The sequence below is a fragment of the Providencia sp. PROV_01 genome, from assembly GCF_053098325.1.
Genome location: NZ_JBRFKD010000002.1, coordinates 389434 through 416032, shown reverse-complemented (window position 1 = coordinate 416032; position 26599 = coordinate 389434). Strand labels below are relative to the sequence as shown.

Here is a 26599-nt window from a genome sequence, read left to right as displayed (position 1 = left end):
ATTATTATGTTGTTAATAAATGGTTAATTTATGGTTAATTGTTAATATGTGAATCACGATCAAAGAAAAGGATACATAAATTTAAATAAATTACAAAAAATGTGTCATAACTGTATTGGATACTATTTTAAGGTGAGTGATTGCTGTTTTTTTTATGGTAATGATGACTTAGCCATGCATAGATAACTCCAGCAATAGCCCCGGCTATATGTGACTCTGTTGAGATGTATAAGTGAGTAGGTAACAAGCCGCTGGCCATTGTGCCAAAATAGAATAGCACTAATAACGCGATAGCTATATCAACCCAGTTTCGACGGAAAAAACCTTGGGCGATGAGTAAGCCCCATAACCCAAAAACCCAGCCACTGGCACCAATATGAACTGCATTTCGGCCAAATAACCAAACAGCTAAACCCCCAGCAACGATGATAAACAGTGATGCCAATACGTAAGCTTTTATGGTGCGATGCAGTAATAGCGCACTTAAGATGATAAATGGGGGTAAGTTACTGATTAAATGCTGCCAACTGCCATGGATAAATGGGGCAAAGAAGATACCTAATAACCCCCATTCAGTGCGAGGAATGAGACCAAATTGAATGAGTCCCCCCGCGGTTAAACTGTTAATTAGTTGAGCAATAATAAAAATTGCAACAATACAGACTAATAGTTTAATGCGAGGATGCCCTTGTAAATAGTTCATTAGGGGTTACCAAGCGCTTGAACACTTTCGACTAATGAGGCCAATTGCCCCACAACGCGATCACCAATATCTGCATTATCACCGCCAAGAGCCTTATTACGCATAAAGTCTTTCTTAATTTGTTGCCAACGTGCTGCGTCTTTTTCTGTTAACGTGCCACGTAACTCTGCAAGTTTTAATAAGTTTTCTTCTGCGCCAGTCGTTAAAAGTTGTGCTTCTCCAAGGTAATGGTCATCCAGTACCCTTTCCAGTTCATCATCATTCATAACAGAAGAGACTTTTTCGCTGAGTTTATTCATATTACGGTAGCTACCTTGCAAGCGAAATGCAGGTTCTGTTCGGTATTTATCGGATTGCGCAGCACTGGCGATATAGTGTTGATTTACTTTCAATACAACATTCCGTAGTTTGATTAATTTACTGATTACCGAAGTAATTTCATTAATTTCTGCGTCAGAATATGGGTAACTTAAAGTGTTGGTAGAGACAGATTTCCCCATTGATTTATCGACAAATAAGTACAGGTCGTTCAGGTCTCGTAATGCAAGAGGGGCTAATACTGGGTTTGATGTCAGGCTGTTTTCGATATAGCTCAGAGCAAATGCTTCATCCATACCGCCTAATACTTCACCAAGGTTATAAATATCGGCGCGGTTTGCAAGCATGTCAGGAATTCGGAAAACTTCCCCTGACTCGGTATAGGGGTTACCCGCCATCACGACGCAGAATTTTTTACCCCGCATGTCATACGTTTTGGTTTTGCCTTTCCAAACGCCTTCAATTCGCCTTGTTCCATCACATAAGGATATAAATTTTTGCAAAAACTCAGGGTGGGTGTGCTGAATATCATCGATGTATAACATGACATTATTACCCATTTCTAAGGCTAGATTGAGTTTTTCTAACTCTTGTCTTGCTGTTGCATTAGGTGCTTGTTCAGGGTCAAGAGAGAGTACATCATGGCCAAGTGCAGGACCATTGACCTTCATAAAAATGAGCCCTAAACGATCAGCGGCATATTCCATTAAGGTGGTTTTACCGTATCCGGGAGGTGAAATCATTAATAGCAGCCCCATGAGATCTGTGCGTTTACCTTCCCCTAAAGCGCCAATTTGTTTTGCCATATTATCGCCAATGATAGGTAAATAGACATCGTTTATCAGCTTGTTACGCACAAAAGAACTTAATGGTTTTGCTTTATATTCATGCAGTTTTAAACGGCTACGCTCTTCAGTAACAATCTGTTGGCGCAGGGATTGATATTGACGAAATTCAGGAATAAAACGTTTCCGTTGTCCGCGCATCCGACTGAAGTAGTTATCTAAGCTCAATGATAGAGTTTGGTTTTCAATAGTCGGGTGTTCACCAAGTAACCCGTTAACTTTAAAGTAAAGATCAACTTCACTAAAGCGTGCTGAAGCTACTTTATCTAAGATAATAATGGCAATAGCACCCGGTATGTATGGAACAAGATGTGCAAATTCAGGGGTCGAGCACAGCCCTTGTAACCAGTTTTGAACTAATGACCAGCGCTGGGCGTAACGAGTCCCTAAATTTTGTTGTGAGCGATTAAAATCAACCCACATATGAGCTTCTTCTAAGCGGCTTTGGAGTGCTAAAACTAACTCCCTCGCGTATTTGCTATAGACGAGTTCTATCGGGGTTCTTGCTAGTGCAAAGCTAAGGTATTCAGCAGCTTGAGTTTGCTCATAGGTTTGACATTGAATGGGGTTATCTTGTAAAAACAAGCTAATTCCAGCTTCAATTTCGGCTTGTAGGTCAAGTAATGCATTGTCATTATGGAATAACTGGTGAATATTCATGGCTGTTCTTGCTCGTTCAGGCCATAGTGCAGGAAAATCGTCGTTTTGAACTTGCCGCCAATAAATCGCTGCGATAGCACGAGCTGTTGGGCTATACCGTAATAAATCTGCACCTTCACCGATTGGTATTAGTTTTTTCAGTAAAGCAACGGCATCGTGGTCATGAATACCTTTTTCATAACCTTCTTTATAGCGTGGATTTGCAAAATCACGGACAATCTTTTCAAGTTTTTCCGTTGATGCTAACGCGTTTTTTAGTATGTCAAAATCTAGCCCTTCTTGGCGTTTTGTTGCAGCATAGATAATTGAATAAGCAAGGTATTCAGCGCGGTAAACTGTATCAGATTCAGATTCTAATGAGGCGCTCCAATAGGGTTTGAGCTGTGATAGTCGTTCATTTTCTATTGGTTCTTGGAAATCTGTCCCTGTGAGATAAAGCCATAGTTGTTCATTTTTCGGTAAAATGGTGAGGTCCAGCTCTTGGGTATTGACACTGAACCGGTGACGTCCGAGTTTAATGACATTCCCACCATCTTCAAAAATATCTGTTTTATCGCGTAAAACTCGAATAGCTTGGTCCCGAGAGGATTTGAGTCGTGCATCAATATCATCAGCTTTAACGTTATCGTTAATTTCCCTTAATTTTTCAATTATTTCACGCGTTTTAATTGCGAGAGGGTCGGAAGCAAAGAAGGCATTGAGTTCGTCTTGAGACTGTAAACGAGTTGTTCGTCGTTGCAGGCTATCTAGTAGACGATCGGCTGCTGTGACTAAATTTTGTGCACGTTGTTGGCGATCATCAATAAGAACTTGTTTATGAGATTCAAAGGTTTCGAGTAATTCTTCCCGCTTAGCCAAGATATCATCAAGAAATTCATCATGACTGCTAAATTGGCTTTCGAGCTCCTCTAACTGAACGAGTAATCTTGATAGCTGATCATCACAACGTTCAGGGTCAGTGGCAAGAGACAGTGCATTGGTAATGCCTTGGCTAAACAGCCGGAATTGTGCACCAAATTGTGCGACAGTCTCCACACTGCTTTGTGATTTTCGTTTTTGTTGTAAGCGGGCTCGGGATTGGTTTAGTTGAGCATAGATTTGCGAAATAGCATCAATAATGTGAGTTTGTTGTGTGACATCATTGAAACTCAGTGAAGCCATTAGGTTTGAAAGCATATCTAAGTCAGAAGACATTTTTTCCATATCTTTCATGGGAATGTCTAGCTGGGCACTATTTTGGGCTTTTTCTATTTGTTCTTCGAAAACAGATAACTGTGTTTTAAAGGGATGTAAAGCTTTATCACTAGCAAGGAAAATAGCGGTTTCTTGTGAAACATATTGTTGATTTTTCTCTATTTCAGCTTCCATTTCGCTAAGCTTTTTTAAATCCATATAGCGAAATTCACGTAGTGAAATCAAGTGCCCGCGTTGAGCACTTAGGGCATTTAAGCCATCAACAAATTGTTGAATATCGGCCCAGCTTTCAGGCAACGTAAGTGAAATCAGTGATTTTTGGCGGCTAATGGCCTCATTCATTGATTTGGCAGACTGCTGCCGTATGCTTTCGACCTTTTCATATTCATCAAGAACCAGTTCACTGGTTTGGGTGATTTCTTTGAGTAATTTGCCAATACCAAGGCATTGCTCATCACCAAACCAGTAATAAATATCCAGTAAATTTTTTGCTTGTTGGCTGAGTTGTTCGTAGCGAGCGATAGAAATTTGGCTGCCTTCTATTTCTTTGGAAACATGTAATATTTCAGAAATACCACGAACTAAGTCTGCATTGCCTATACGTCCTAAAAAACCGCTACGAGTCGGCTGTTGATCGGCAAATTCTTCTGAGTAAAACGGGGTTTGCCAAACTTGCATAGAGTGAACGCGAGTCGCTTCTTCCCCTTCACCTTCAAATAGTACCATTTTTCCATCTTCAAGCATGGCGTAACCATGGCCAATGAGTGGAATTGAAAGTGTTCGTTCAATTAAATTATAATTGAATAGAGCTATGCGCCCTTGATTTGGTGAATAAAAAACATATAGAACATCTTCCCCATTCGGAGAGCGGCGCAAACGGCGAAAACGCATTCCATCCATAGGTTGCTCAAACGTTTTATAGTCACCATTTTGTAAGTAATAGCCGCCAGGAAAAATAATGCCGTGGTCTTCTGGTAACTGGACACAAGCTTGCCCGATGGCATCAATGCGTTGTACTGATTGAGATAGCGTGTTGTAAACTAAGTAACGCCAAGTTTCTTCCCGATAAGGTAATACTTTTAGGATAATTAAACTGCCGGTTTGTGCATATTCAATTTGCGCGTCGTCTAGTGATTGGTTTTTATCAAGAACCGCTTCTCGGTAAATCCCTAAACCATCTTCAGTATTATTTTCACACTTTATGGTTAGATCACCGTCGATAGTTTCAATGAATACAGTGTCAAGAATATTGATGTGAGGGTATCGACCGTTAACTGTGTCTTCTCGTGTGGTTTTTTGCCATTCAAAGTCATAGGCTGGTGGGAGGGCTATATCGCGTTCACCCCGGTTATCAATATACTCAATTTTGCGTTTGTCACTGGAGATTGACCAGCGAAAAACTCGCACGTCCGTGATGCGATCGCCAATTTGAAAACTAACAAGAAGTTTGCCGTCCCGTTCAACAAGTTGCAGTAACTGTGTGTTCTTATAGTAGGTATAGAGTTCAGTGAAATCTTGAACAAAGCGATTATCGCTTAAGAAGGTACCTTCATAAGGGACAGCTTCAACATCAAATTCATCGTCGTTTTCAATTAACCGATATAGTGAAAACACATCTTCGAGGTGTGTCTCTTTTTTCAGGCCGAGGAAGACATTATAGCCAAATAAAAGCCATTTACCTACGCGGACAATATCCCTTGCTTGGCAATTATTTTCAGTACGAATGCGAATGCGACCAATAATATCCATTTGGCTTTGGCCGAATTCATCTAACCGCATTTCATTGAGTTGTGCAGCTTTTTGATGAAGTTGTTGCCCTTGGTCGGTCAGGCGTTTGCGTAATATTTCATAAGCACCACCTTCTGCAACGGCACTATCGAGTATTTCTTGTTCGCGATCCGTATCCTGAATATCTGACATTGCGCAGCGAATTCCCTTAACTAAGACAATAAAAATGGAAAACAATGAGGGGTAGGTTCACTACCCCAATGTACCAAAGGTTTACAGTTGGTCATCCGTTGGTGGAATCGGTTTTGATATGACAGTTTTTGCTGGCTGATTAGCCCCTTTAGCTGCCATAAAACCGTTTATAAGATCTTGAACTTCAGGGTTTTTCAATAATGCGGCAATATCAACTTTTTTGTCTTCTTTGCTACGATTAATGAGTTTTTCTACATTTTCTTTTGCAAAACTACTTTTACCCATAAAACCATCAACGGCTTTGCCGAGGCTTAGTGCTTTAGAGAAAGTATTGAAGAAGCTGCCATCGCCGCCCACAATTTCAATATTAGTTTTGCTAAGTGCTGCAGCCAATACATCAGCTTGCTCTCGGGCAATTTCTTTATTAGCGTCGATAGAGGCCATGGCTTGTTCGAACTCTTTCTCAAGGCGCATGCGGAACTCTTCGTGAGAACGAGCGGTATCACTGAGGTGATCCATTGATTTAAATTTGTCAGTTAAACCATCGGCTTCAGCTTTCAGGCGTTGGCGGATAACCTCTGCTTGTGCCGAACCTAATTGGCCTTCCCCTCGAGCTTGTGCTGCCAGTTTTTCTTCCAGTACTTTCGCATCAGCCAAGCCTAGTTTTTCTTTGGCATTTGCTTGTTGTTCTTCACCGCGAGCTTGGGCGGCTAATTTCTCTTCAAGGATTTTTGCTTCAGCAAACCCTTGTTGTTGTTCTGCTTTGGCTTTGGCTTCCATTACTTGAGCTTCCGTTAAGCCTTTTTCTTTCAGCCCACGAGCTTCTGCTAACAGTTTCTCAGCCGTAATATTGGCAAGAACAAGCCCTTCTTTTTCTTCTGCCTCTGCGGTTGCTTGGCGAACTCGAGCTTCTGCTAAACCTAATGCCGCGTGTTCGGCTTCTACTCCTTCAGCTAAGCGTTTTTTGGCTTCGGCTTGTTTTGCCGATGCTTCTAACTCTGCTTGTGCCATGGTGCTTATTTCTTCTGCACGGTGCTTAGCGCTGGCCTCATCCGCTTCGGCTTTTTTCACTTGGCGAACTAATGATTCTTCGGCTTCTGCTTGTGCGTTAATCACGGTGACTTGGCGCATGCGTTCAGCTTCAGATATTTCACGAACTTCTTTGATTCGTTCTTCTTCTTGTGCCACGGTTTTTTCAACGGCTACACGTTCACGTATAACATTGGAGATATTTTTACGTTCTTCTTCGAGAGCTTTTTCTTTTTCTATACGCTGTAATTCAACTTCTCTTTCACGGGCAACAATTTCGAGCTCACGTGCGCGGCTCACTCGTTCTTCTTCGATGGCGACTGCACGAGTACGGTTTTGTTGGGCGACTTCAACTTCGCGCATGCGGTTTTCTTCACGAATTTCAATTTCTTGCTGAGTTTGGATACGAGCTTGTTCTGATTTTAGACGTTCTTCTTCTTGAACACGTAAAGTTTCAGCTTGTTCACGCGCACGAATATTATCAATTTCACGTTTTTGACGCGCTTCGGCATCGGCTTGTTGGCGCTCTAGGGCCAAACTTGCTTCGCGAGTTTCAACATTTTTCTTTTGAATAGCCAGTTCTTGGTCACGTTCTTTTTGGTTAGTTTCAATATTGTGAATCGCAGTGATTTCAGTAATTTTACGAATACCTTCGGAGTCAAAGATATTGTTTGGGTCTAACGCTGATTTTGGTGTTTGTTCTAGGTAATCAATCGCCACATCTTCAAGAGCATAGCCGTTAAGATCTTTTCCTATCACATCAACAATGCGATCACGGAAATCTTGTCGGTTTTCAAATAAGGTAGCTAAATCCAGTTGCTTACCTACTGTTTTTAAGGCTTCAGAGAATTTTGCGCTGAATAAAGCACTGACTGCTTGATGGTCTGATGCACGGTCAACACCGATAGCTTTTGCAACTTTTAGGACATCTTCCGTCGTTTCGTTTACACGCAAATAGAAAGCAACTGTGATATCAGCACGTAAGTTATCGTGGCAAATCAAGCCATCTTTACCTCGACGGTCAACTTCAAGTGTTAACAATGAAATGCGCATGAATTCTTTTTTGTAGATGACAGGGTAAACTAATGCCCCTGTAAAATGCACTTTAGGTTGTGATGACATGTCATTGACAATCAAAGCAGTACCTTGTGGAACTTTGATATAGAAGGCTTTGAATAACCCAAAGAACCCTAAAATAACTAGGATGATCCCCCCGATAATTGTTAAAAAGGGCATTAGTGCAGCCAAGTCCATATTGATTCTCCATTGGTTCTGACGATGACGTCATTTCGATTATGCAAGCAAGATATTTATTTTTAAAAAGAGAAGTTATCCGTGGCGAAATTCATTTTCACTGACAACTTGATAACTGTGCGATGCTGCGTCATAGCTAATGATGACAACATGATCACCGCGTTTTAACTGTTCGGAGGATGGGGCGCGTATTTGTAAAATTAACCCAGCTCCACCATCTTCTAATAGCGCCTCACCATTTTGTTCACTTACTGTTCCCGAACGTACAGTAGCGTATTTACCAATAAGCTGTTGTACTGTTTTGGGTTTATTGAGACTCACCAATTTTTTGCGCACAGGTTTTAAGCACAAAGCGGTTAAATGAAGAGAGATAAATAGGGTGATCGCAAAAACGGCGAAGCTGACGAGATAGCGTAATAAATCAGTATCAATGAAGCGAATGAAGACATGTACGCTGAAATAACTGATTATCCAACCAAAAAGAGTAAATAGTGTGACAATAATGGTGACAGGGATTCCGGCTAAGCCAAGCTTGGTTAACCAGCCAGCAAAACCAGCTGCATCAATACCAGCATCAAATTCGGTATCAAGATTAAATACGTCGATATCCAATAAGCCAAAAGCGGCACATAACCAATAAAATAAAACAATGATTAGTAAGCCACTAAAGATAATTGTCGGGAACATCAAACTGTTATGGAAAAACAAACTCATAGAGTTTTCTCTTTATTATTAATGCATTATTGAGCTTACGCGAAAAGTAACGTTTGTTTAATTTATCACCATAAAATAATTTAGCTTAATAATATATTTTTTAATTAATAGCAGTATCAGACTAGTCTATAAGCACTTTTAATTTTTTGAAGTCTCTTATAGTACTGGTTGTTTATCCAGTTTTATTTGATGAAGTTATTCCTAAAGTGTTATCAATAATAGTAAGCCATTAATGAGATAGGATTTTACCATTAATAACTAAGTTGATGATAATCATTCTCAACTATAATAAGCGTGTTTAAAGTACAAAATGGGGAAAATAAATAAGATTAAAGTGATAAATTCGCGCTTCATGGATGAAAACCGTTATGAAGCGCAAAAAAGTAAGATTAGTCTATTAAGTTGAGGAATGCGGCACCTCTTGCGCCTCCAGAGTCACCATAACGTGCTTTTTCGATTGCAGGTAATGTCGCAATGCCATAAAGATATTGTGGAAGCACTCCTGGTAGTTGTTTATAGATCTCTTCAAACTGCGATAATCCTCCGCCAATCACCACTAAATCGGGGTCAAAAACAGTGACAATTTGCCCCATAAACATCGCAAGTAATGACATATAGCGGTTAACATGTTCTTTTGCTTGGATATCGCCTTGTTTATATTGCTCGATAATTTCGATAGCTGAACGTTTTTCATTGGTGAATGAGGAATAAATACGCTCAAAACCTGGGCCTGATAGGTAGGTTTCAAAGCAAGCAGTTTGGCCACAGCCGCAAGTTATTTCAGGAACTTTTTCCCCTAACAATTTTGCTCCACGAACACTGAGGTTCATGTGGCCTATTTCCCCTGCAATTCCATTTTTACCGGATAAAACTTTACCATTGATAATGAACCCACCGCCTACACCGGTACCTAAAATTAAGCCAAGTACAGTTGGATAGCGTTTGAAATCAGGATCCCAAGCTTCTGATAATGCAAAGCAATTGGCATCATTTTCCACTTTTACTGGGCGCTGTAATATATTAGCAAGATCATGAATTAAAGGCTTATATTGAGCGGTAGGGACATTGGTTGTAAAAACGGTTCCTTCAGCGTGGTTTACGATACCAGGAACACCAACACCCACTTTTCCTTGGCAGTTAAATTTTTCATCTGCTTCCAGTGTGAGTTCGAGAAACGTATTTAAGAGCGTTTGGTAATCATCTTTAGGTGTGGGGACACGTTTTTGCCAGACCTGATTTAGTTCGTTGTCAAAGACGGCAAGTTCAATTTTTGTCCCACCCATGTCAAAGCCGTAATACATTTTCATCATCCTTTAGTTATTTATGTATCATGTATCTATATGATAAATAATAAATGAAAGTGCTAATTAACCTGATTATACAAAAGTTATTTGATGAAAGAATTATTGATTTAATATTTATTTTTATATTCACATGAAGCTAGCTACAGACAGCTGACAAACATGCAATGTTTGGAGGAAAGTCAAATAAGTTATTGATTTTCTCCTGATAAAACAAAGTAAGAAAATCATGCTTTTATCTCGCATTATCAATCAAAGTTAGCAGATACCTACTAGCCTTGATTGATAAATAAAGCATTATTTTTTGTTGTTTAGTGGGTTGTACTTTTTTAAGATAAAATCATGCAATTCCATCGCAATAATGTTATGGACTTCCTGAGTAGGATGAACATCATCGATAAAAACATAATGGGGATCAATTTCTAATGGCGCGGTATTATCACGGCGAATATAACCATTAGTAAAAGCTTTTTCTATATTATATGCTCCCGGCGAGTTTTTATTTATGTCGCCAACGACATTAGTTATATTTTTCATGACATTATTAACATTGAAGTAATTAATGTTAATGTTTTTGTTTAATTTTAAGAGATTAACTAGGGTCTGAAGCTTATTATTATGCTCTATGCTGAGATTTTGTATTTTTCGTTGTTTTTTCGGTGAGCTGGTTTTTATTGCAGGGGTTTGGGATAGATCAGGAATCCCCATTACTAGAATATTTTTCGCGCCATTTTTGATCATTTTTTTGATTGTTTTTTCTTGACTAGAGATAACGACATCGACATTTTCCTTCGAATAGGTCATATAGTCATTGGCACCAAGAAAAATAATACTTAAACTTTTGTCATCAAACTTAAGGTGTCTTGTTTGTTTTTCGATATTTGAAAGTATGGCAAATTGAAGGTGAAGTGTGGACTTAAAATAAGGTGCACAAGTTGAACCACCTTCCGACTTATTCGTGAGTGTGACTTTACCTTTACTGGAATGGCTTAGCATCATATTTGGTATGGTGAGAAATTCAGGCCATGTGAAACCATTCGTGAATCGTCCATCATGGTATTGGTTAGCATTAGTGAGTAATCCACCCGATTTTTTATACATCCTTCCTTCAGAGTCAGATAAGCTGTCACCAATAACCGTGATGCTATCAAAATAGGTTATCGGTTCTTTTTTCCCTATATTAAATTTATTTGAATAGGCTATAGCTAATTGAAATGACTTTCCAGGAATTCTTTTTTCTGTATATTTGCCCCAAAGTGAGCCATCTACATCGTCGACGGGGGTTTTTGTCATTATATGAAATGAAGGCGCTCCTTTAGCTCTACCTTTATTAGGTAGTACAGAAATGTTGCTACCGATATTATTGGGAGTTCTCTGCGGTGAGTGATTTTTGATCGATGCTATTTTTCCCAAGACTAGATTAGTGTCATAGGATGCAGCTGAATTAGGTATGTGTGTAACTGCACACGGAGCACTATTGGCTATCGATTTCATAGGAGTCCTTATTGATTGGGATGCTTCTCGATAAAACTATCAATCAACAGACAAACTCGGTATCAAATAAAGACTATTTCTCTATAGTGATAGGGCTAATAATTAAGAAAGTAATGCATATAAAACAAAGAATTGTGCGCTAATTGTTATTGTTGTCGACAAAGTTATTGCATCACTTTTTAAAAGAATGTATTGTTATATTATAACATTACATTTAGGTGGTTATTATGAAACAGGGGATCCATCCACAATACCGTACCGTGGTTTTCCATGACACAAGTGCTGATGCCTATTTCAAAGTAGGATCAACAATAAAGACTCAAAAAACAATTGAATATGAAGGTGAAATATTTCCATATGTCACTCTTGATGTTTCTTCTCAGTCACATCCGTTTTATACCGGTAAACAGAAAATGATTTCTCAGGAAGGTAAAACGGCACAGTTCCAGAAGCGTTTTGGTCGTTTTTTACAGTCAGAGGGTAAATAAAGATGAAAGTACTGAGTTCATTAAAAACGGCAAAAACCCGTCATCCAGATTGCCAAGTTGTTCGCCGCCGTGGCCGAGTGTATGTGATATGCAAAACAAACCCGCGCTTTAAAGCGGTGCAAGGCTGTAAGAAAAAACGTTAGTATTTTTATTCACCTATAGCAATTTTCCTGTATTTTTCATTTTTAGCCATCGTAGTTATTGCTCTGTGCGATGGCTTTTTTTTATTTGTATTTTATCCACTGATTTCTTCGATTATTAGCATGATTACTAATCTTCTTATTATTAGTGATGAAATTCACTTGCGCACTGGTACATATTTTGTCAAGTTTATACTTATCATCCTTCAAGTTGCATGGGTGTTGACTACGCTCAGACTGACGAATCACTTGTCGCTTACCTGCAACTCGAATGATATAACGCAAGATACATCCGAAAAATTTCTAGTTTCAATTTGGGTGAATGATAAAAATGACAGTACCCATGTTGTAGAGTCGGAACTGGAAATTTTTTGGTGAAAATTTAAACGAACAGGGTGAGTAAAAATGAAAAATGTCGGGTTTGTTGGCTGGCGAGGAATGGTCGGCTCAGTATTGATGCAGAGAATGGTAGAAGAACGTGATTTTGATGCGATTCATCCTGTTTTCTTTACCACCTCACAACAGGGTGAAGAAGCCCCTGTCTACGGTGGTCATCGTGGTGTTTTACAGGATGCTTTTGATATTGATACGCTAAAAGCATTGGATATCATTATTAGTTGCCAAGGCGGCGATTACACCAACGAAGTTTATCCTAAACTTCGTGAATCAGGTTGGAATGGCTATTGGATTGATGCTGCGTCTTCATTACGTATGAAAGATGATGCGATTATTATTCTTGATCCCGTGAACAACCAACATATCCAAGACGGCTTAAATAAAGGCATTAAGACCTTTGTCGGTGGGAATTGTACGGTAAGTTTGATGCTGATGTCTTTAGGTGGGCTGTTCACTAATAATTTAGTGGAATGGGCATCTGTGGCAACGTATCAAGCGGCATCAGGGGCTGGGGCACGTAATATGCGTGAGCTTCTGGTACAAATGGGGTCTTTACACACACAAGTTGCTAAAGAACTCCAAGACCCGGCCTCAGCTATTTTAGATATCGAGAAAAAAGTCACAGACTTCACTCGTAGTGGCACAATGCCAACGGATGCATTCGGCGTACCATTAGCAGGTAGCCTGATCCCATGGATTGATAAAGCATTAGAAAACGGACAAAGCCGCGAAGAGTGGAAAGGCCAAGCAGAAACTAACAAAATTCTTGCGACAGGAAGTCATATTATTCCTGTTGATGGTTTATGTGTACGTATTGGTGCGTTGCGTTGCCATAGCCAAGCTTTCACATTGAAGCTGAAAAAAGATGTTCCGTTGAATGAAGTTGAGCAATTACTTGCCTCGCATAATGATTGGGTGAAAGTGGTTCCTAATGACCGTGAAATCACCATGCGTGAGTTAACACCTGCGGCAGTAACTGGTACGCTTAGCACCCCTGTTGGTCGATTACGTAAACTGAATATGGGCCCTGAATACCTATCTGCCTTTACGGTTGGTGACCAATTACTGTGGGGCGCCGCTGAGCCGCTTCGTCGTATGTTACGTATTTTGCTATAGTTTCTGAACTGTAATCAGTAATTTTATATTAACCTGCACACTAAAATGTGCAGGTTTTTTTGTGCCTAAATTAATGACGAGCGGGTTCATTCTGCGGAGGCTGATGTTCTAACTCTTTTGCTAAGAAGTAGTTTAAGAAGGTACGGATCACGGCAATGATACCTAATTTGATAAGGCTATCTAAATCTGGGTCGACGGTCGTTGCTAAAATATCAGCAGCGAGCTGGAACTCTAATGCAGTTGCTAACCAATCACCAAAACAATAACGAGCCTTACGTGATTTCTGGGTGCGTATCCAGACTATCAGGGTCTTTACTAACCCAATCACCACGCAGATGACTGAAATAGCTTCTAAAAGTAACTGGAGTACGTGAACACTAGACACCAGTAATTCACGTAAAAAAACTAAATCGAACATTAAGACCTCGACTCGATAAGTAAGCTGGATTCATATTTGTTAACTATGAGCAAATATTGGCAAAATATCGAGTTTTATTGTGGATCTATCGTCTCAGAAGGTAATTGACTAATGGATAAAATATTTCGATTTCCATCGATTACCTGAATATTTTTGTTGGGTTGATAACATTTACGTAAAGGCGATAAGCAAGCTTGCTCTGCGCCTTGTTGTATATTAAGCCAATCACTGATTAGCCAATAATTATTCGCTGTAGAATAGGGGGACTGCAAATTTTCTGGGTTGATACTTGGTTTACTCGCACTTTGGCTGTACCAAATCAGCAAGGGGATTTCATAGGCTTCTTTTCTTGGGTTGTTAACACCATGATGGTAGTGAATATTGTTATCACTGTCTAAGCGTTGCAATGCGTGATCTGAATAGTACATCAACGTTGCAGGTTTACCTTCGAGTTGCTGCATAAGGTTTTCGATAAATTTATCGGTATAAGCAATTGAACTGTCGTAGCAATCGTCATCTTCTTGGCCACTAAATGTTTTTAGCTCAGTTTCAGGAAAGCGGTTACAGGCTGGTTCATGGCTACCATATGTATGTAAAACAATGAGTTTTTTCTTATCAGTGGGGTCATTGATAGCGTTCTTGAAGTCATCTTGTAGCTCTTCGTCATAGCCGACAAATTCGTTCCAAGTTTTCTTTTGCGACATAGAGGCAATAGCAGAAATGATACTGGTACGTTTATTGGTTTTGCCTTGGTTGCTGATCCAGTAGGTTTTAAAGCCCGCATGATTGGCTAATGAAATGATATTGTCTGAATAGTGTGATTTATCCTGCATTTGCTCAAAGCGGATATTAGACAGTGAAATAGGAACCGACAATATAGTCACTGGTGCTGGAGAATACGCTTGTTGAAAAGCCAATATCTGAGATTTCCGCTGATTTAAATTAGGTGTTGTATCATATTGATAGCCATAAAAGCCCATATGGTCACGGCGTAATGATTCACCGATGACAAGTACATAGATTTCAGTATCAGAGGTTTTTTTCTGGTAATTAAAAGCAACTTTCTGTGATGATATTTTTTTTATCCCCCGGTTTTCATATAAGTTTTTGACTAAAGCCGCGGCATTGTAGAAGGGAGTATTTAAGAAGTATTTTTCCGTGATCAATAACGCGCTATCAGGTTTATTAAATAATGATGCGTAATAGGCTGGAATGGCTAATAGATAGCCACAAATTAGCGCCATACTTATCGCTGTGATACGGCGATTCATGTATTTTGCGCATTGATGAATACATGTAAAATAAGCTGAAAAAACAAAAAGATAAAATATAACATAACCAATGTTATAGGAAAGCATTCCTACCGTTTCACTGCTATTGGTATTGATAAAAGTTTCTGCAATCGAAGAAGAAAAGCGGATATCGTGCTTTTGATAAAAGAAAAATGAAACAGATAAATTGAGAGCCCACAGGAGTGAAACAAACACCGTGAAAATTTTGCCAAGCAAAAAACGATAGATACCTGCACATAACAGTATTATCAGCGCTCCTGAAATTACGATGGCAATATCCGCGATATTGCTAACATCTCCACTGAAAAACACAGGAGTTATAGATATCAATAATGCATAAATTAAAATAATAATTTGGCGTATCATAGTGTTATTTTAAGTATTTTTGACCTTACCTGAGGTTATAGAGGCAATTAAAAATAATAAGTTAACATCTAATTAACTTAAGACATTGTTCGTTTATAACATAAAAAAAGGTAAGGTAATCAAAATAATGGCGTAAAAAACTGTAAAATCTCGTGATGTTTAGTCATGACCTGCCCCTCACAACTTGCGAGGGGAGGTGACATATTGATTTAGAAAGTTACCGCAATTTTGGCATCAATATTGTTATCACTATAATTTTTTGATAAAAATTTATTATAATTAATTGATAGCTTAGTATTTTCTTTTATATTGATATCGGTACCGACTTTTAATGCCATTCCATGGCGTGATGTAGGAACACTTTGTGTCATAAATGAGCTCGTGGTATCGGAAAAATTCAGTTTTATACCTCTATTCAGATTCCCATATTGATATTGCCAGTTAAGCTCACCATGCAAACCAATATTTGATGTTTTACCTAGTTTCCATTGATTATCAAGACGTAGCCCAACAGTTGAAAGCGTTGTATTGATGCGTTGCTTACGCGCCTGCAGTGATGTGCTGCTAATATTCTCATTAATTGCATGGTTCATCGCGCTGATATAAGTGAGATTGGTAAATGGCTCAATATTCATCCAATTTGAGTTGATTGGATAGGCCAGCTCCATAAATGCCTGATGGGTATTGGTGTAATAGCTTGCAGAGTGACTCGTACCATTACTGATTGAACGTTCAGTATGAATGAGGTGTGAAGTGTGACTAAGCCCTGCACGAACCGCAAGCGGCTGCCATAAAGCGCTACCATAAATGGCAGCATGGTAGTTATTACTATTACCGTGGCCAAGATGGCCAGATAAGTCACTTTGGCTAAAGCCTGCGGCGATACCGAAAGTCATTTTGTCGTTAATAAAACGTTTATTTGCTCCAAGCAATAGACCATAATTTGATGATTGATACCCAGTGGCATTGTTATCGCCAGTTGTTTTATCCCAATCATAGAGCATTTTTGCCCATACATTGCCTTTGTTTTCGCTACTCCATAATTCAGACAAGCGAGCTTGTTCAAGTAGCGTCTCTTTAATCTGACGGCTATTATTTATTTGGTTGGATAATATGTCTGCGTATATTTGCCCAGTAACATCACGAAATATCACTTGAGCTTGTTGTTTTGTTTGGCTTTTCAATGTGCGGTCATAAAGCGTATGGTGCGTAGGAAGCGTTTCAATAGCTTTAGCCACGGCGATTTGGTTTTGCGTTGCTGCTGCACTAGAAAATGCCGTGTTATTACGCCCTATTTTAAGAGTGACTTTTTTGGGAGTGTAATTTAGTGTCGTTCCAATAAACGGGTAATTAGGCACAACGCCATCAAATTGGCCATCAACCCCTTTTTGAGCACTTAATATTGTATATTCTGTATTAAATAAGCGGTTGATATCTTGCTTAGAGAGCGGACTATTTTGATTTTCAAGAGTGACACTGACGGTACCGCCTTTTAATGAAGCAGAGCCTTGGCTGATGACCTTATCGTTTTGACCTGCTGGATTGATTTCAACCACATAATGGCTGCCTGGAGTAAAAGTTACTGAATCAACAATGTTAATTGTGCCAATTGAGTGGCCGGGTGCAACGACTGCACCTTGGTTGGCGGTTAATTGTCGAATGCTTCCATTGCCCATAAGTAAACCGTGGTGGTTAATATTAACAGAAGCACTGATTTTTCCATCATCTAGAACTAACGTTCCTTTTTGGATATCAACTGCGGAGTCTAAGTGTTTTTTAAGGGTAACCATTCCGCCATTAATGTCGGATTTTTGCGAATATTTATTTTCGCCGGTTAAGACTAAATGGCCTTGATTTACCGTGAAGCCTGCAAAGGTATTATTACCTGATAATACTAATGTCCCTTGGCCTTGTTTCGTTAACTTTCCCGTCCCTTGAATATTGTTTTTCCATTCATCTAATTTTCCAAAATTGGCAATATCAAAGTCATTAGCATCTTGATTAATGATAAAGTTTTCATATAAATAAGAGGGACCCTGATAAGCCGCAGGTAAGTTAATTAATCCCCAATAGGAGTTCGAGTCATTTTCTTTGATGTTCCAACCTGCAATTGATTGGGTTGGATATGCGGTACTGGCTAAAATATGATCCCATTGTGCATTATTCAAGTAAGGGAAACGTAATCGAAGTAAATAACCTGCCGTTTTAGGTATATTTTTAGGCTCGATCATTGATATATTTTGTATTTCTTTTTTTCCATAATAACCCATGTGGTCATTGGTTATAGGAGTAGAAGCTGTTAGGCAATTTAGTATGTTATTTGAACATGATGATGAAATATCATTACGAATATTTTTTGCCGAATCAACAATGAATTTGGTATTTTTCTCATCGGATAGGAGTTGTGACAATAAATAATAATTACCTACACGAGAAGCGATTGTATCAGTGGCAAAGTGTGCGCCAACAATCACACGGCTTTCACCATATTCAATAGCTCGATTGAAAGTTTCACTGCCTTTTTCAGGAAAAATCATCGCCAATACCGCAGCTTGCTTAAAACCATTCCACGTATGGCCACTAGGGTAAGATGAGCCCTGTATTTGTGAATAGCCTGCAATATAGTGACCTTCTTCATCCAATACTTGATAAGGACGACCGCGTTTAAAATGATCTTTTAGAATAAAATCAATTGACCTAGTACGTTGTTTTTTTTCATCATAGGCACGAGTACTTGTATCATGTAATAAGCTGATTGCTTTATATTGGTTATGATCTCTTAGATTAATATCATGTTTACCAAACAGTATCGTTTGATAACTGTTAAATAAATAACCTGAGTCTTGGGATTTATCTGCGAGTGCTAAACTTTCCCGCTCACCAGTGATATTGATGTATTCGTTACTAATAAGCCTATCTTGCTCAGCAACTTCGCTGCCTTCTTTAGGCGTATTATTAATAATATTATTTTTAATGTCTTCAAGCCATACACCTCTTGTATCAATAATATTTTTCTCTAATTCTAAAATATTAGTTTTTGCTGTTAAAGTATTCATGAATATGAATGGCAATAAAGTCATTGATGCTGAAATAAAAGTTTTTCTCATTATAATTCCGCCGATGCTATTGGTAAAAATTTTATTTTGCGGAGTTTATTTATAATATGTTTATTTTTTATGACAGTTTTGAAAATAAAAAAATCTTATTAATTAGAGCGTTAAGCTTTATTTTTTTAATTGTTTTTTCCTTTGTAAAGTGGTTTTGTATTGATTAGTTTCGTTTTTTTTGTTTTTTATTATTGGTTTAATTAAATCATAAAAATAAGATAATAATTATAGAAAAAATCAAAAAAATAACCCCAAACTTTCGGATGGGGTTATTAAATATTATTTAGTTAGCTGAATAATTAGATATCAATATTCGCTGCTTTTAAGGCATTTTCTTCGATAAATGCACGACGTGGCTCAACAGCATCACCCATTAATGTGGTGAATAGTAAGTCTGTTGCAATCGCATCTTTCACCGTCACACGCATCATACGGCGCGTTTCTGGGTTCATGGTGGTTTCCCAAAGTTGTTCTGGGTTCATTTCACCAAGACCTTTATAACGTTGTACGTATAGGCCACGACGAGACTCACGTGTTAACCAAGCCAGAGCTTCTTCAAAGTTACTGATATCTTGGCGACGTTCACCGCGCTTGATATAAGCACCTTCTTCAATTAAGCCGCTGATTAAGTCGCCTAAATGAGTGATACGGCGGTATTCGCTGCCATGAACAAAGTCAAAATCGAGGTTATAGTCGGTATCAACACCATGGGTACGAATACGGATTGTTGGCTCGAATAATTGACGTTCACGGTTTTCATTAATGGCATAGCTATAAGTGCTACCGAATTGTTCGTTATCTTCTAAGCGCTTAACCAGTGTTTTAGCCCATTCATCTACTTTTTCACTGGTTTTTAAATCATCTTCAGTCAAGGTTGACTGATAAACCAGGCTGTTAAGTAGGGCTTGAGGATAAAGGCGCTCAAGACGACGAATAATACGGTGTGCGGCATTATATTCGACAACCAGTTTTTCGAGTTCTTCACCTTTCATGGCTGGAGCTTCGGCACTTAAATGCAGCTCTGCGCCATCAAGGGCGATAGAAATTAGGTAATCGTCCATCGCATCGTCATCTTTAATGTACTGCTCTTGTTTACCACGTTTCACTTTATACAGTGGTGGTTGAGCAATAAAGATATGACCACGTTCAACGATTTCAGGCATTTGGCGATAGAAGAAGGTCAACAGTAACGTACGAATGTGCGAACCATCGACGTCCGCATCCGTCATTATAATGATGCTGTGATAACGCAGTTTGTCAGGATTGTATTCATCACGGCCAATACCACAGCCTAATGCCGTAATCAGGGTTGCTACATCTTGTGAAGACAGCATTTTATCGAAACGCGCTTTTTCTACGTTTAGAATTTTACCTTTCAGTGGCAAAATGGCTTGGTTCTTACGGTTACGGCCTTGTTTTGCAGAGCCGCCCGCGGAGTCCCCTTCCACAAGGTACAGTTCAGATAGTGCAGGGTCACGTTCTTGGCAGTCAGCCAGTTTACCTGGCAAGCCAGCTAAATCTAATGCGCCTTTACGACGAGTCATTTCGCGAGCTTTGCGCGCCGCTTCACGTGCGCGTGCGGCATCAATAATTTTGCCCACAACGATTTTTGCATCGTTTGGATTTTCCAGTAAATACTCAACTAATTTCTCGTTCATCATCGTTTCAACCGCAGTTTTCACTTCAGAAGAGACCAATTTTTCTTTGGTTTGTGATGAGAATTTAGGGTCGGGAACTTTTACTGAAATAACGGCAATCAGGCCTTCACGTGCATCGTCACCGGTTGCGTTGACTTTGCTTTTCTTCTGATAGCCTTCTTTTTCCATGTAGTTATTTAATGTGCGTGTCATTGCTGCACGGAAACCAGCGAGGTGAGTACCCCCATCACGCTGAGGAATGTTATTGGTGAAGCAGTATACATTTTCTTGGAACCCATCATTCCACTGCATTGAAACTTCAACGCCAATACCGTCTTTTTCAGTTGAAAAATAAAAGACAGAAGGGTGGATAGGGGTTTTATTACGACTTAAATACTCAACAAAGGCTTTGATACCGCCTTCATAATGGAAATGGTCTTCTTTGCCATCGCGTTTATCGACGAGCTTAATAGAAACACCTGAGTTTAGGAACGATAACTCACGTAAGCGTTTTGCTAAGACATCATATTCAAATTCAGTCACACCTTTAAAGGTGTCCATGCTTGGCCAAAAACGAACGCGTGTTCCTGTTTGGTCAGTTTCACCGACAACAGTCAGAGGCCCTTGAGGCTCACCGTGTTTGTAGATTTGCTCATGAACTTTGCCATCACGGCGGATAACTAATTCTAATTTTTCAGATAAGGCGTTAACAACGGAAACCCCAACACCGTGTAAACCACCGGAGACTTTATAGGAGTTGTCATCAAATTTTCCGCCTGCGTGCAGAACGGTCATGATAACCTCTGCGGCTGATACACCTTCTTCTTCGTGGATACCTGTAGGGATACCACGTCCATCATCCTGTACGGAGATAGAGTTATCGGCATGGATAGTGATCACGATATCATCACAAAAGCCTGCGAGGGCTTCGTCGATAGCGTTGTCGACAACCTCGAAAACCATGTGATGAAGACCTGTTCCATCGTCTGTATCACCGATATACATGCCCGGGCGCTTACGCACCGCATCCAGTCCTTTTAATACCTTGATACTTGAGGAGTCATATGTATTCGACATCAACGTTTCCTGCTCTTTCTATTCCTGAGGTTGAACTTCTATTTTGCCATGTTCTACACTAAACATCTTGCTATTTGCATCTATCATATCATTAACTTGCTCAGGTGTAATGGCACTGACAAACACTTGCGCTTGTGTAGCTTTGAGGCGGGCTGCCAGTAATTGGCGACGGCCAGCATCAAGTTCAGAAGCAAAATCATCCAGTAGATACAGGCATTGTTGCCCGCTCTGATGGGTGAAAAACTCACCCTGCGCTAATCTTAATGCACACATAAGTAGCTTCAATTGGCCCCGTGAAAGCATATCTTCAACAGGTGTTCCATTTGCTCGAATACGCAAATCAGCTTTATGTGGCCCTGAAGCGGTATAGGTTAGCGCTCTATCACGCTCAAATTGGCGCTCTAATTGTTCTGAATAATCAATTTCTTTATCCCAACCGCGTTGGAAGGATACTGAGAGTGAAAATTCGGGTAAAAATTGTTGGCAAGTTTGCTCGATATTTTCGGCAATACCTGCAATATAGTCATGGCGCCATTGGCTTATTTGCTCAGAAAGCGGAGCCAGTTGTTTATCCCAATGACGAATTTGCTCATAACGAGTAACTTGCCGTAAAGCGGCATTACGTTGTTTTAATAACCGTTTTAAATCTGACCATACTGAAAAAAACAGCGGGTCATTGTGAAAACAACCCCAATCAATAAAAGCACGTCGATATTTAGGACCACCATTTAGCAAAGTAAATCCTTCAGGAGTAATCAGTTGCATTGGCAATAATTTTGCTAGCTCTGCAATTTTATGGCCATCAGTACCGTCTATTCGAACTTTACTGTCACCATCACGGTTTTTGCTTAAACCTAGTGAAAGGTCGTTTCGCTGTTCATCTAAATGGCTAAGTTTACCATGAAGAATGAATTGCTCTTGCTCATGACGAATAACCCGGTTCGCTTGAATGCTGCGAAATGCACGGCCATGACCGAGTGTATATATGGCTTCCAATATGCTGGTTTTACCGCTCCCATTGGGGCCAATTAAAAAATTGAACCCATTAGCAAGGGAGAGATCCGCGTTTTCAATATTTCGAAAATCACGGATCAATAAACGCGAAAGGATCATAAATACCGATTACAAGCGCATTGGCATGACAACATACACCGCTGCTTTACTGTCAGCGTCTTCAATCTGCACACTGGAAACGGCATCGGTTAACAGAAGTTGCACATTTTCACTTTTTAGTGCATTTAAGACATCTAAGATGTAGCTGACGTTAAAGCCAATTTCCATCTCAGTACCTTGGTAGCTAACATCAACAATTTCTTCAGCTTCTTCTTGCTCTGGGTTATTAGCTGTAATGCGCAGTTGGTTTTCACTGAAATATAAACGCACACCGCGGAATTTCTCATTCGATAAAATCGCAGCGCGAGAAAAGGCTTGTTTGAGTAAATCACAGCGTGCTTCTAAGGTTTTGTTTGGATTTTTCGGTAGTACTCGGCGGTAATCAGGGAAACGACCATCAACCAATTTAGAGGTAAAGATAAAATCCCCAACGTGAGCACGAATATTATTACTGCCGATTTGCAGTTGTAGAGGGGTGTCACCACCATCTAACAAACGCATTAACTCAATGACCCCTTTACGAGGCACTATCACTGAATGAGAAGGTAGCGATTGACCAATATCCATCGCACACACGGCAAGCCTGTGACCGTCTGTGGAAACGGTTCTGAGCATTTGGTCTTCGGTTTCAAATAGCATACCGTTAAGGTAATAACGGACATCTTGGTGCGCCATTGAAAATTGAGTTGCTTCAATTAAACGTTTCAGTATTGATTGCGGAAGAGAAAATTCCACTTCGCTTTGCCAGTCATCCAAGTTTGGAAAGTCAGCAGCTGGCAATGTGGATAATGAAAAGCGGCTACGTCCAGAACGGACGAGCAGTCTGTCATCATTCAGCTCTACATGAATTTCAGAACCTTCAGGTAGCCCACGCCAGATATCAAAAAATTTGCGTGCGGGCACGGTGGTTGCGCCAATTTCGTGCTCCCCTGTTAGGGCAACATTGGCCATCATCTCCATTTCAAGGTCGGTTCCTGTGAGCTGGAGGGTGCCTTCTTTTACCTGTAATAAAAGGTTACCTAAAATAGGCAGAGTTGGACGCCCACCTAAAGGACCACTAACCTGTTGTAACGGTTTTAATAACTGCTCGCGTTCTATTGTAAATTTCATAGCAATTAAGATGATAATGTTCTGATTAAATTAGAAAAATCTTCTTTGATGTCATGGCTTTCTTCCCGTAATTGTTCAATTTTACGGCAAGCATGTAACACCGTGGTATGGTCACGGCCGCCAAAGGCATCCCCGATTTCAGGTAAACTATGGTTAGTCAGCTCTTTTGCCAGTGCCATTGCCATCTGACGCGGACGCGCGACAGAACGGGAACGGCGCTTAGACAATAAATCTGCTACCTTAATTTTATAATATTCAGCAACTGTTTTTTGAATATTATCAATAGTTACCAGCTTTTCTTGTAGTGCTAATAGGTCACGCAGTGCTTCTCTGACAAAATCGATAGTAATCGCGCGGCCAGTAAAGTTTGCGTTGGCAATCACACGATTTAACGCCCCTTCTAACTCACGAACGTTCGAGCGAAGGCGTTTGGCGATGAAAAAGGCCACTTCACCCGGAAGTTGGATTTCATTTTCATCTGCTTTTTTCATTAAAATCGCCACGCGAGTTTCTAACTCTGGTGGTTCGATTGCAACAGTTAGGCCCCAACCAAAACGCGATTTTAAGCGATCTTCCACACCGTTAATCTCTTTTGGGTAACGGTCAGAGGTCAAAATAATTTGCTGATTGCCTTCTAGTAGCGCATTAAAAGTATGGAAAAATTCTTCTTGCGAGCGCTCTTTGTTAGCAAAAAACTGGATATCATCAATGAGTAGCGCATCTACAGAACGGTAATAACGTTTGAATTCTTCAATTGCGTTGTTCTGTAGAGCTTTGACCATATCTTGAACAAAACGTTCAGAGTGCATATAAACCACGCGAGCGTTGGCTTTATGCTGCATAATACTATTGCCGACAGCATGTAATAAGTGGGTTTTACCTAAACCTGTCCCACCATAAAGAAATAATGGGTTGTAGGCACCACCTGGATTTTCTGCCACTTGCCTCGCAGCAGCGCGAGCCAATTGGTTCGATTTACCTTCAACAAAGTTATCAAAAGTGTGCTTAGGGTTTACATTAGAACGATAAGCAACTTCTGGTTGTACTTTGGCTGAGTTGTCCCAACTCGGTTTAATTGGGGCTGACGGAACGGCAAACGCAGGTACTTGTTGAGTTGTACGTGCTTGTGCTGCTGCCGGTGCGACTGTAACCGGTTTGTTGCCTACCTCAAAGTGTAGTGCAGGCGCGTCAGTTCCACAAAAGTCATTCAATAATTCATTGATATTATTGATGTACTTGTCTCTAACCCAGTCGAGAACGAAACGATTTGGGGCATAAAGTGCCAGTGTATTGTCGTTTAATTCAGCTTGAAGGGGTCGTATCCACATACTGAATTCTGTGGCAGGTAGTTCATCCTGCAATCGGGCAAGACATTGCTGCCAAAGCGAAAGTGACACGTTGGACTCCCCTAAACAAGGTCAATGGAACAAGAAGTACGGATGTAAACAAAGAGTTTCTCGGGCTCATTCTTAGTGCTATGACCCAAAAATATTTTAGATTAACGCTTACTTACTGCATATTGCCGATCGATGGATCAGAAATAGACCAGCGATCATACCGCAAAATTAGTCAGAGATCTCCATTCTTTTACACAGTTTTTATGCTTTTTATCCACAGGTAAATGTGATAAGGCCCCTCTTATAAAGAAGAAATAGACTGGGCTACCTAAATTTATCGTCATTTTTCCACATGCTGGGGATAACTTTAGACGATTTACAGTAAATATTCTGTATGATCAAAAAATATTTTTAGATCTCTTGAAGATCCTTGCGCTTTGGGTCGGAGTCCGTATAATCTTCCTCCCTGTGTACAGTACAGATGTGATTTTTACACGAAACTGAGGTAAACTTGTTGGGTCATATCGCTTTATTTTAACGTTAATGTTAGGTGGGGCGGGGCAAAAAACAGGTTTTCAGCCAGTATGCGAATGTAATCATTCGTCGGCTGTCACAACATATGTCGGCAAACCGGTCAGCCAGGCTATAAATAAAAGTGGTTTGATTGCGTCATTTCATTGACGTGACCCCCTATGTTTTATTACAATCCTGCCTCTTTCTATATTGTTGCGATAGAGGCACAGGTGTAAATCAGTTTCCACTGGTTGCCAACGCGTTTACTGAATCAGTAATAAATTTAAAAGTTAGGTAGAAATCGTTATGAAACGCACTTTTCAACCGTCCGTACTGAAGCGCAACCGTTCACACGGTTTCCGTGCTCGTATGGCCACTAAAAATGGTCGTCAGGTTCTGGCTCGCCGTCGTGCTAAAGGCCGCGCTCGTCTGACCGTTTCATCTAAGTAATAAAGCTAGCCCTCTATTCAAGTGGTTACGCTCGCTTTTACCCGGGAGTTACGTTTGTTAACTCCCAGGCATTTCGATAATGTCTTTAAGCAGCCGCAGAGGGCGAGTTCCCCAGAGATAACAATCCTTGGTCGCCTAAACGAGCTGGGGCATCCCCGCATCGGTCTTACCATCGCCAAAAAAAATGTTAAACGAGCTCATGAGCGAAATCGTATTAAACGGTTAGCGCGTGAATATTTTCGTCTGCATCAACATGAGTTGCCTTCAATGGACTTTGTGGTATTGGTAAGGAAAGGGGTCGCTAATCTCGACAATCAACAGATCACGGAAGCATTGGATAAGTTATGGCGTCGTCACCGTCGCTTGGCTCAAAAATCCTGATCATGCTGATCAGAGGCTACCAACTGGCAATTAGCCCGTTGTTAGGGCCTCGTTGTCGCTTCAATCCTACTTGTTCAAATTACGGAATTGAGGCATTGCGCAGGTTTGGTATGCTAAAAGGGAGTTGGTTAACGGCGAAACGCGTATTAAAATGCCACCCTTTACACGCTGGTGGAGATGATCCTGTCCCACCTAGAAAAACTGATGATAATAGAGAATTATAACG

General features: G+C 40.1%; 19 protein-coding genes. 6 read left to right on the top strand and 13 right to left on the bottom strand.

Features of this window, described 5'->3' with window-relative positions:
- Positions 1-127: 127 nt before the first annotated feature.
- The 6 genes from ACU696_RS02650 to ACU696_RS02625 all read right to left on the bottom strand — a co-directional run bounded on the left by ACU696_RS02650 (position 128) and on the right by ACU696_RS02625 (position 11432).
- A complete protein-coding gene (locus tag ACU696_RS02650) occupies positions 128-703 on the bottom strand; it encodes a rhomboid family intramembrane serine protease (RefSeq protein WP_115166299.1) in 576 nt (191 codons plus the stop codon).
- Positions 703-5640, bottom strand: a complete 4938-nt coding sequence (locus ACU696_RS02645) for a DNA repair ATPase (protein ID WP_209102469.1) — start codon at positions 5638-5640, stop codon at positions 703-705. The genes ACU696_RS02650 and ACU696_RS02645 overlap by 1 nt, the downstream gene beginning before the upstream one ends.
- A gap of 81 nt (positions 5641-5721) precedes the next feature.
- Positions 5722-7923, bottom strand: a complete 2202-nt coding sequence (locus ACU696_RS02640) for a flotillin family protein (RefSeq protein WP_115166298.1) — start codon at positions 7921-7923, stop codon at positions 5722-5724.
- Positions 7924-7998: 75 nt separating this feature from the next.
- Positions 7999-8637, bottom strand: coding sequence for an OB-fold-containig protein (locus ACU696_RS02635; protein ID WP_115166297.1), 639 nt, complete (start codon positions 8635-8637; stop codon positions 7999-8001).
- 389 nt (positions 8638-9026) lie between these two features.
- The gene (nagK, locus tag ACU696_RS02630; RefSeq protein WP_115166296.1) at positions 9027-9938 is read right to left on the bottom strand and encodes an N-acetylglucosamine kinase; all 912 of its coding nucleotides are present in this window, start codon (positions 9936-9938) and stop codon (positions 9027-9029) included.
- Positions 9939-10235: 297 nt separating this feature from the next.
- Positions 10236-11432: an SGNH/GDSL hydrolase family protein gene (locus ACU696_RS02625; protein WP_447343031.1), complete on the bottom strand. Its 1197-nt coding sequence runs from the start codon at positions 11430-11432 to the stop codon at positions 10236-10238.
- Between the two features lie 227 nt (positions 11433-11659).
- Between ACU696_RS02625 and ACU696_RS02620 the strand changes: the two genes are divergently transcribed.
- The 3 genes from ACU696_RS02620 to asd all read left to right on the top strand — a co-directional run bounded on the left by ACU696_RS02620 (position 11660) and on the right by asd (position 13572).
- Positions 11660-11920 carry a type B 50S ribosomal protein L31 gene (locus tag ACU696_RS02620; protein WP_209102471.1) on the top strand — a complete coding sequence of 87 codons (261 nt, stop codon included), beginning with the start codon at positions 11660-11662 and terminating at the stop codon, positions 11918-11920.
- Between the two features lie 2 nt (positions 11921-11922).
- Positions 11923-12063 (top strand): type B 50S ribosomal protein L36, encoded by a 141-nt coding sequence (gene ykgO, locus ACU696_RS02615; RefSeq protein ID WP_004906789.1) that lies wholly within the window; start codon positions 11923-11925, stop codon positions 12061-12063.
- A gap of 402 nt (positions 12064-12465) precedes the next feature.
- Positions 12466-13572 (top strand): aspartate-semialdehyde dehydrogenase, encoded by a 1107-nt coding sequence (gene asd, locus ACU696_RS02610; protein ID WP_209102473.1) that lies wholly within the window; start codon positions 12466-12468, stop codon positions 13570-13572.
- 70 nt (positions 13573-13642) lie between these two features.
- Here asd and ACU696_RS02605 read toward each other — a convergent pair whose 3' ends face one another.
- The 7 genes from ACU696_RS02605 to dnaA form a co-directional block, all read right to left on the bottom strand.
- On the bottom strand, positions 13643-13990 hold the full coding sequence (locus ACU696_RS02605; protein WP_209102475.1) for a DUF1622 domain-containing protein: 348 nt from the start codon (positions 13988-13990) through the stop codon (positions 13643-13645).
- A gap of 74 nt (positions 13991-14064) precedes the next feature.
- Positions 14065-15648 (bottom strand): phosphoethanolamine transferase, encoded by a 1584-nt coding sequence (locus tag ACU696_RS02600; RefSeq protein ID WP_209102479.1) that lies wholly within the window; start codon positions 15646-15648, stop codon positions 14065-14067.
- Between the two features lie 209 nt (positions 15649-15857).
- Positions 15858-18755 (bottom strand): autotransporter domain-containing protein, encoded by a 2898-nt coding sequence (locus ACU696_RS02595; protein ID WP_447343030.1) that lies wholly within the window; start codon positions 18753-18755, stop codon positions 15858-15860.
- A gap of 299 nt (positions 18756-19054) precedes the next feature.
- A complete protein-coding gene (gene gyrB, locus ACU696_RS02590; protein ID WP_447343029.1) occupies positions 19055-21469 on the bottom strand; it encodes a DNA topoisomerase (ATP-hydrolyzing) subunit B in 2415 nt (804 codons plus the stop codon).
- An 18-nt stretch (positions 21470-21487) separates the two neighbouring features.
- Complete coding sequence (gene recF, locus ACU696_RS02585) at positions 21488-22582, bottom strand: DNA replication/repair protein RecF (RefSeq protein ID WP_198642105.1); 1095 nt, start codon at positions 22580-22582, stop codon at positions 21488-21490.
- Positions 22583-22591: 9 nt separating this feature from the next.
- Positions 22592-23692 carry a DNA polymerase III subunit beta gene (gene dnaN / locus ACU696_RS02580; RefSeq protein WP_004906806.1) on the bottom strand — a complete coding sequence of 367 codons (1101 nt, stop codon included), beginning with the start codon at positions 23690-23692 and terminating at the stop codon, positions 22592-22594.
- A gap of 5 nt (positions 23693-23697) precedes the next feature.
- Entirely contained in the window at positions 23698-25089 is a 1392-nt protein-coding gene (gene dnaA / locus ACU696_RS02575) for a chromosomal replication initiator protein DnaA (protein WP_209102494.1), read from the bottom strand.
- A 759-nt stretch (positions 25090-25848) separates the two neighbouring features.
- Here dnaA and rpmH point away from each other — a divergent pair.
- The 3 genes from rpmH to yidD are packed head-to-tail and all read left to right on the top strand — an operon-like array spanning position 25849 to position 26597.
- The gene (gene rpmH / locus ACU696_RS02570) at positions 25849-25992 is read left to right on the top strand and encodes a 50S ribosomal protein L34 (RefSeq protein ID WP_004906236.1); all 144 of its coding nucleotides are present in this window, start codon (positions 25849-25851) and stop codon (positions 25990-25992) included.
- Between the two features lie 21 nt (positions 25993-26013).
- The gene (gene rnpA / locus ACU696_RS02565) at positions 26014-26373 is read left to right on the top strand and encodes a ribonuclease P protein component (RefSeq protein WP_004906229.1); all 360 of its coding nucleotides are present in this window, start codon (positions 26014-26016) and stop codon (positions 26371-26373) included.
- On the top strand, positions 26337-26597 hold the full coding sequence (gene yidD / locus ACU696_RS02560; RefSeq protein ID WP_036959180.1) for a membrane protein insertion efficiency factor YidD: 261 nt from the start codon (positions 26337-26339) through the stop codon (positions 26595-26597). The genes rnpA and yidD overlap by 37 nt, the downstream gene beginning before the upstream one ends.
- The last annotated feature ends 2 nt before the right edge of the window (positions 26598-26599 follow it).

What these genes read in the sequence shown, in the direction of transcription:
- ACU696_RS02650 (WP_115166299.1), bottom strand. Translation starts at nt 703, where the DNA reads ATGAACTATTTACAAGGGCATCCTCGCATTAAACTATTAGTCTGTATT.
- ACU696_RS02645 (WP_209102469.1), bottom strand. Translation starts at nt 5,640, where the DNA reads ATGTCAGATATTCAGGATACGGATCGCGAACAAGAAATACTCGATAGT.
- ACU696_RS02640 (WP_115166298.1), bottom strand. Translation starts at nt 7,923, where the DNA reads ATGGACTTGGCTGCACTAATGCCCTTTTTAACAATTATCGGGGGGATC.
- ACU696_RS02635 (WP_115166297.1), bottom strand. Translation starts at nt 8,637, where the DNA reads ATGAGTTTGTTTTTCCATAACAGTTTGATGTTCCCGACAATTATCTTT.
- nagK (WP_115166296.1), bottom strand. Translation starts at nt 9,938, where the DNA reads ATGTATTACGGCTTTGACATGGGTGGGACAAAAATTGAACTTGCCGTC.
- ACU696_RS02625 (WP_447343031.1), bottom strand. Translation starts at nt 11,432, where the DNA reads ATGAAATCGATAGCCAATAGTGCTCCGTGTGCAGTTACACACATACCT.
- ACU696_RS02620 (WP_209102471.1), top strand. Translation starts at nt 11,660, where the DNA reads ATGAAACAGGGGATCCATCCACAATACCGTACCGTGGTTTTCCATGAC.
- ykgO (WP_004906789.1), top strand. Translation starts at nt 11,923, where the DNA reads ATGAAAGTACTGAGTTCATTAAAAACGGCAAAAACCCGTCATCCAGAT.
- asd (WP_209102473.1), top strand. Translation starts at nt 12,466, where the DNA reads ATGAAAAATGTCGGGTTTGTTGGCTGGCGAGGAATGGTCGGCTCAGTA.
- ACU696_RS02605 (WP_209102475.1), bottom strand. Translation starts at nt 13,990, where the DNA reads ATGTTCGATTTAGTTTTTTTACGTGAATTACTGGTGTCTAGTGTTCAC.
- ACU696_RS02600 (WP_209102479.1), bottom strand. Translation starts at nt 15,648, where the DNA reads ATGATACGCCAAATTATTATTTTAATTTATGCATTATTGATATCTATA.
- ACU696_RS02595 (WP_447343030.1), bottom strand. Translation starts at nt 18,755, where the DNA reads ATGAGAAAAACTTTTATTTCAGCATCAATGACTTTATTGCCATTCATA.
- gyrB (WP_447343029.1), bottom strand. Translation starts at nt 21,469, where the DNA reads ATGTCGAATACATATGACTCCTCAAGTATCAAGGTATTAAAAGGACTG.
- recF (WP_198642105.1), bottom strand. Translation starts at nt 22,582, where the DNA reads ATGATCCTTTCGCGTTTATTGATCCGTGATTTTCGAAATATTGAAAAC.
- dnaN (WP_004906806.1), bottom strand. Translation starts at nt 23,692, where the DNA reads ATGAAATTTACAATAGAACGCGAGCAGTTATTAAAACCGTTACAACAG.
- rpmH (WP_004906236.1), top strand. Translation starts at nt 25,849, where the DNA reads ATGAAACGCACTTTTCAACCGTCCGTACTGAAGCGCAACCGTTCACAC.
- yidD (WP_036959180.1), top strand. Translation starts at nt 26,337, where the DNA reads ATGGCGTCGTCACCGTCGCTTGGCTCAAAAATCCTGATCATGCTGATC.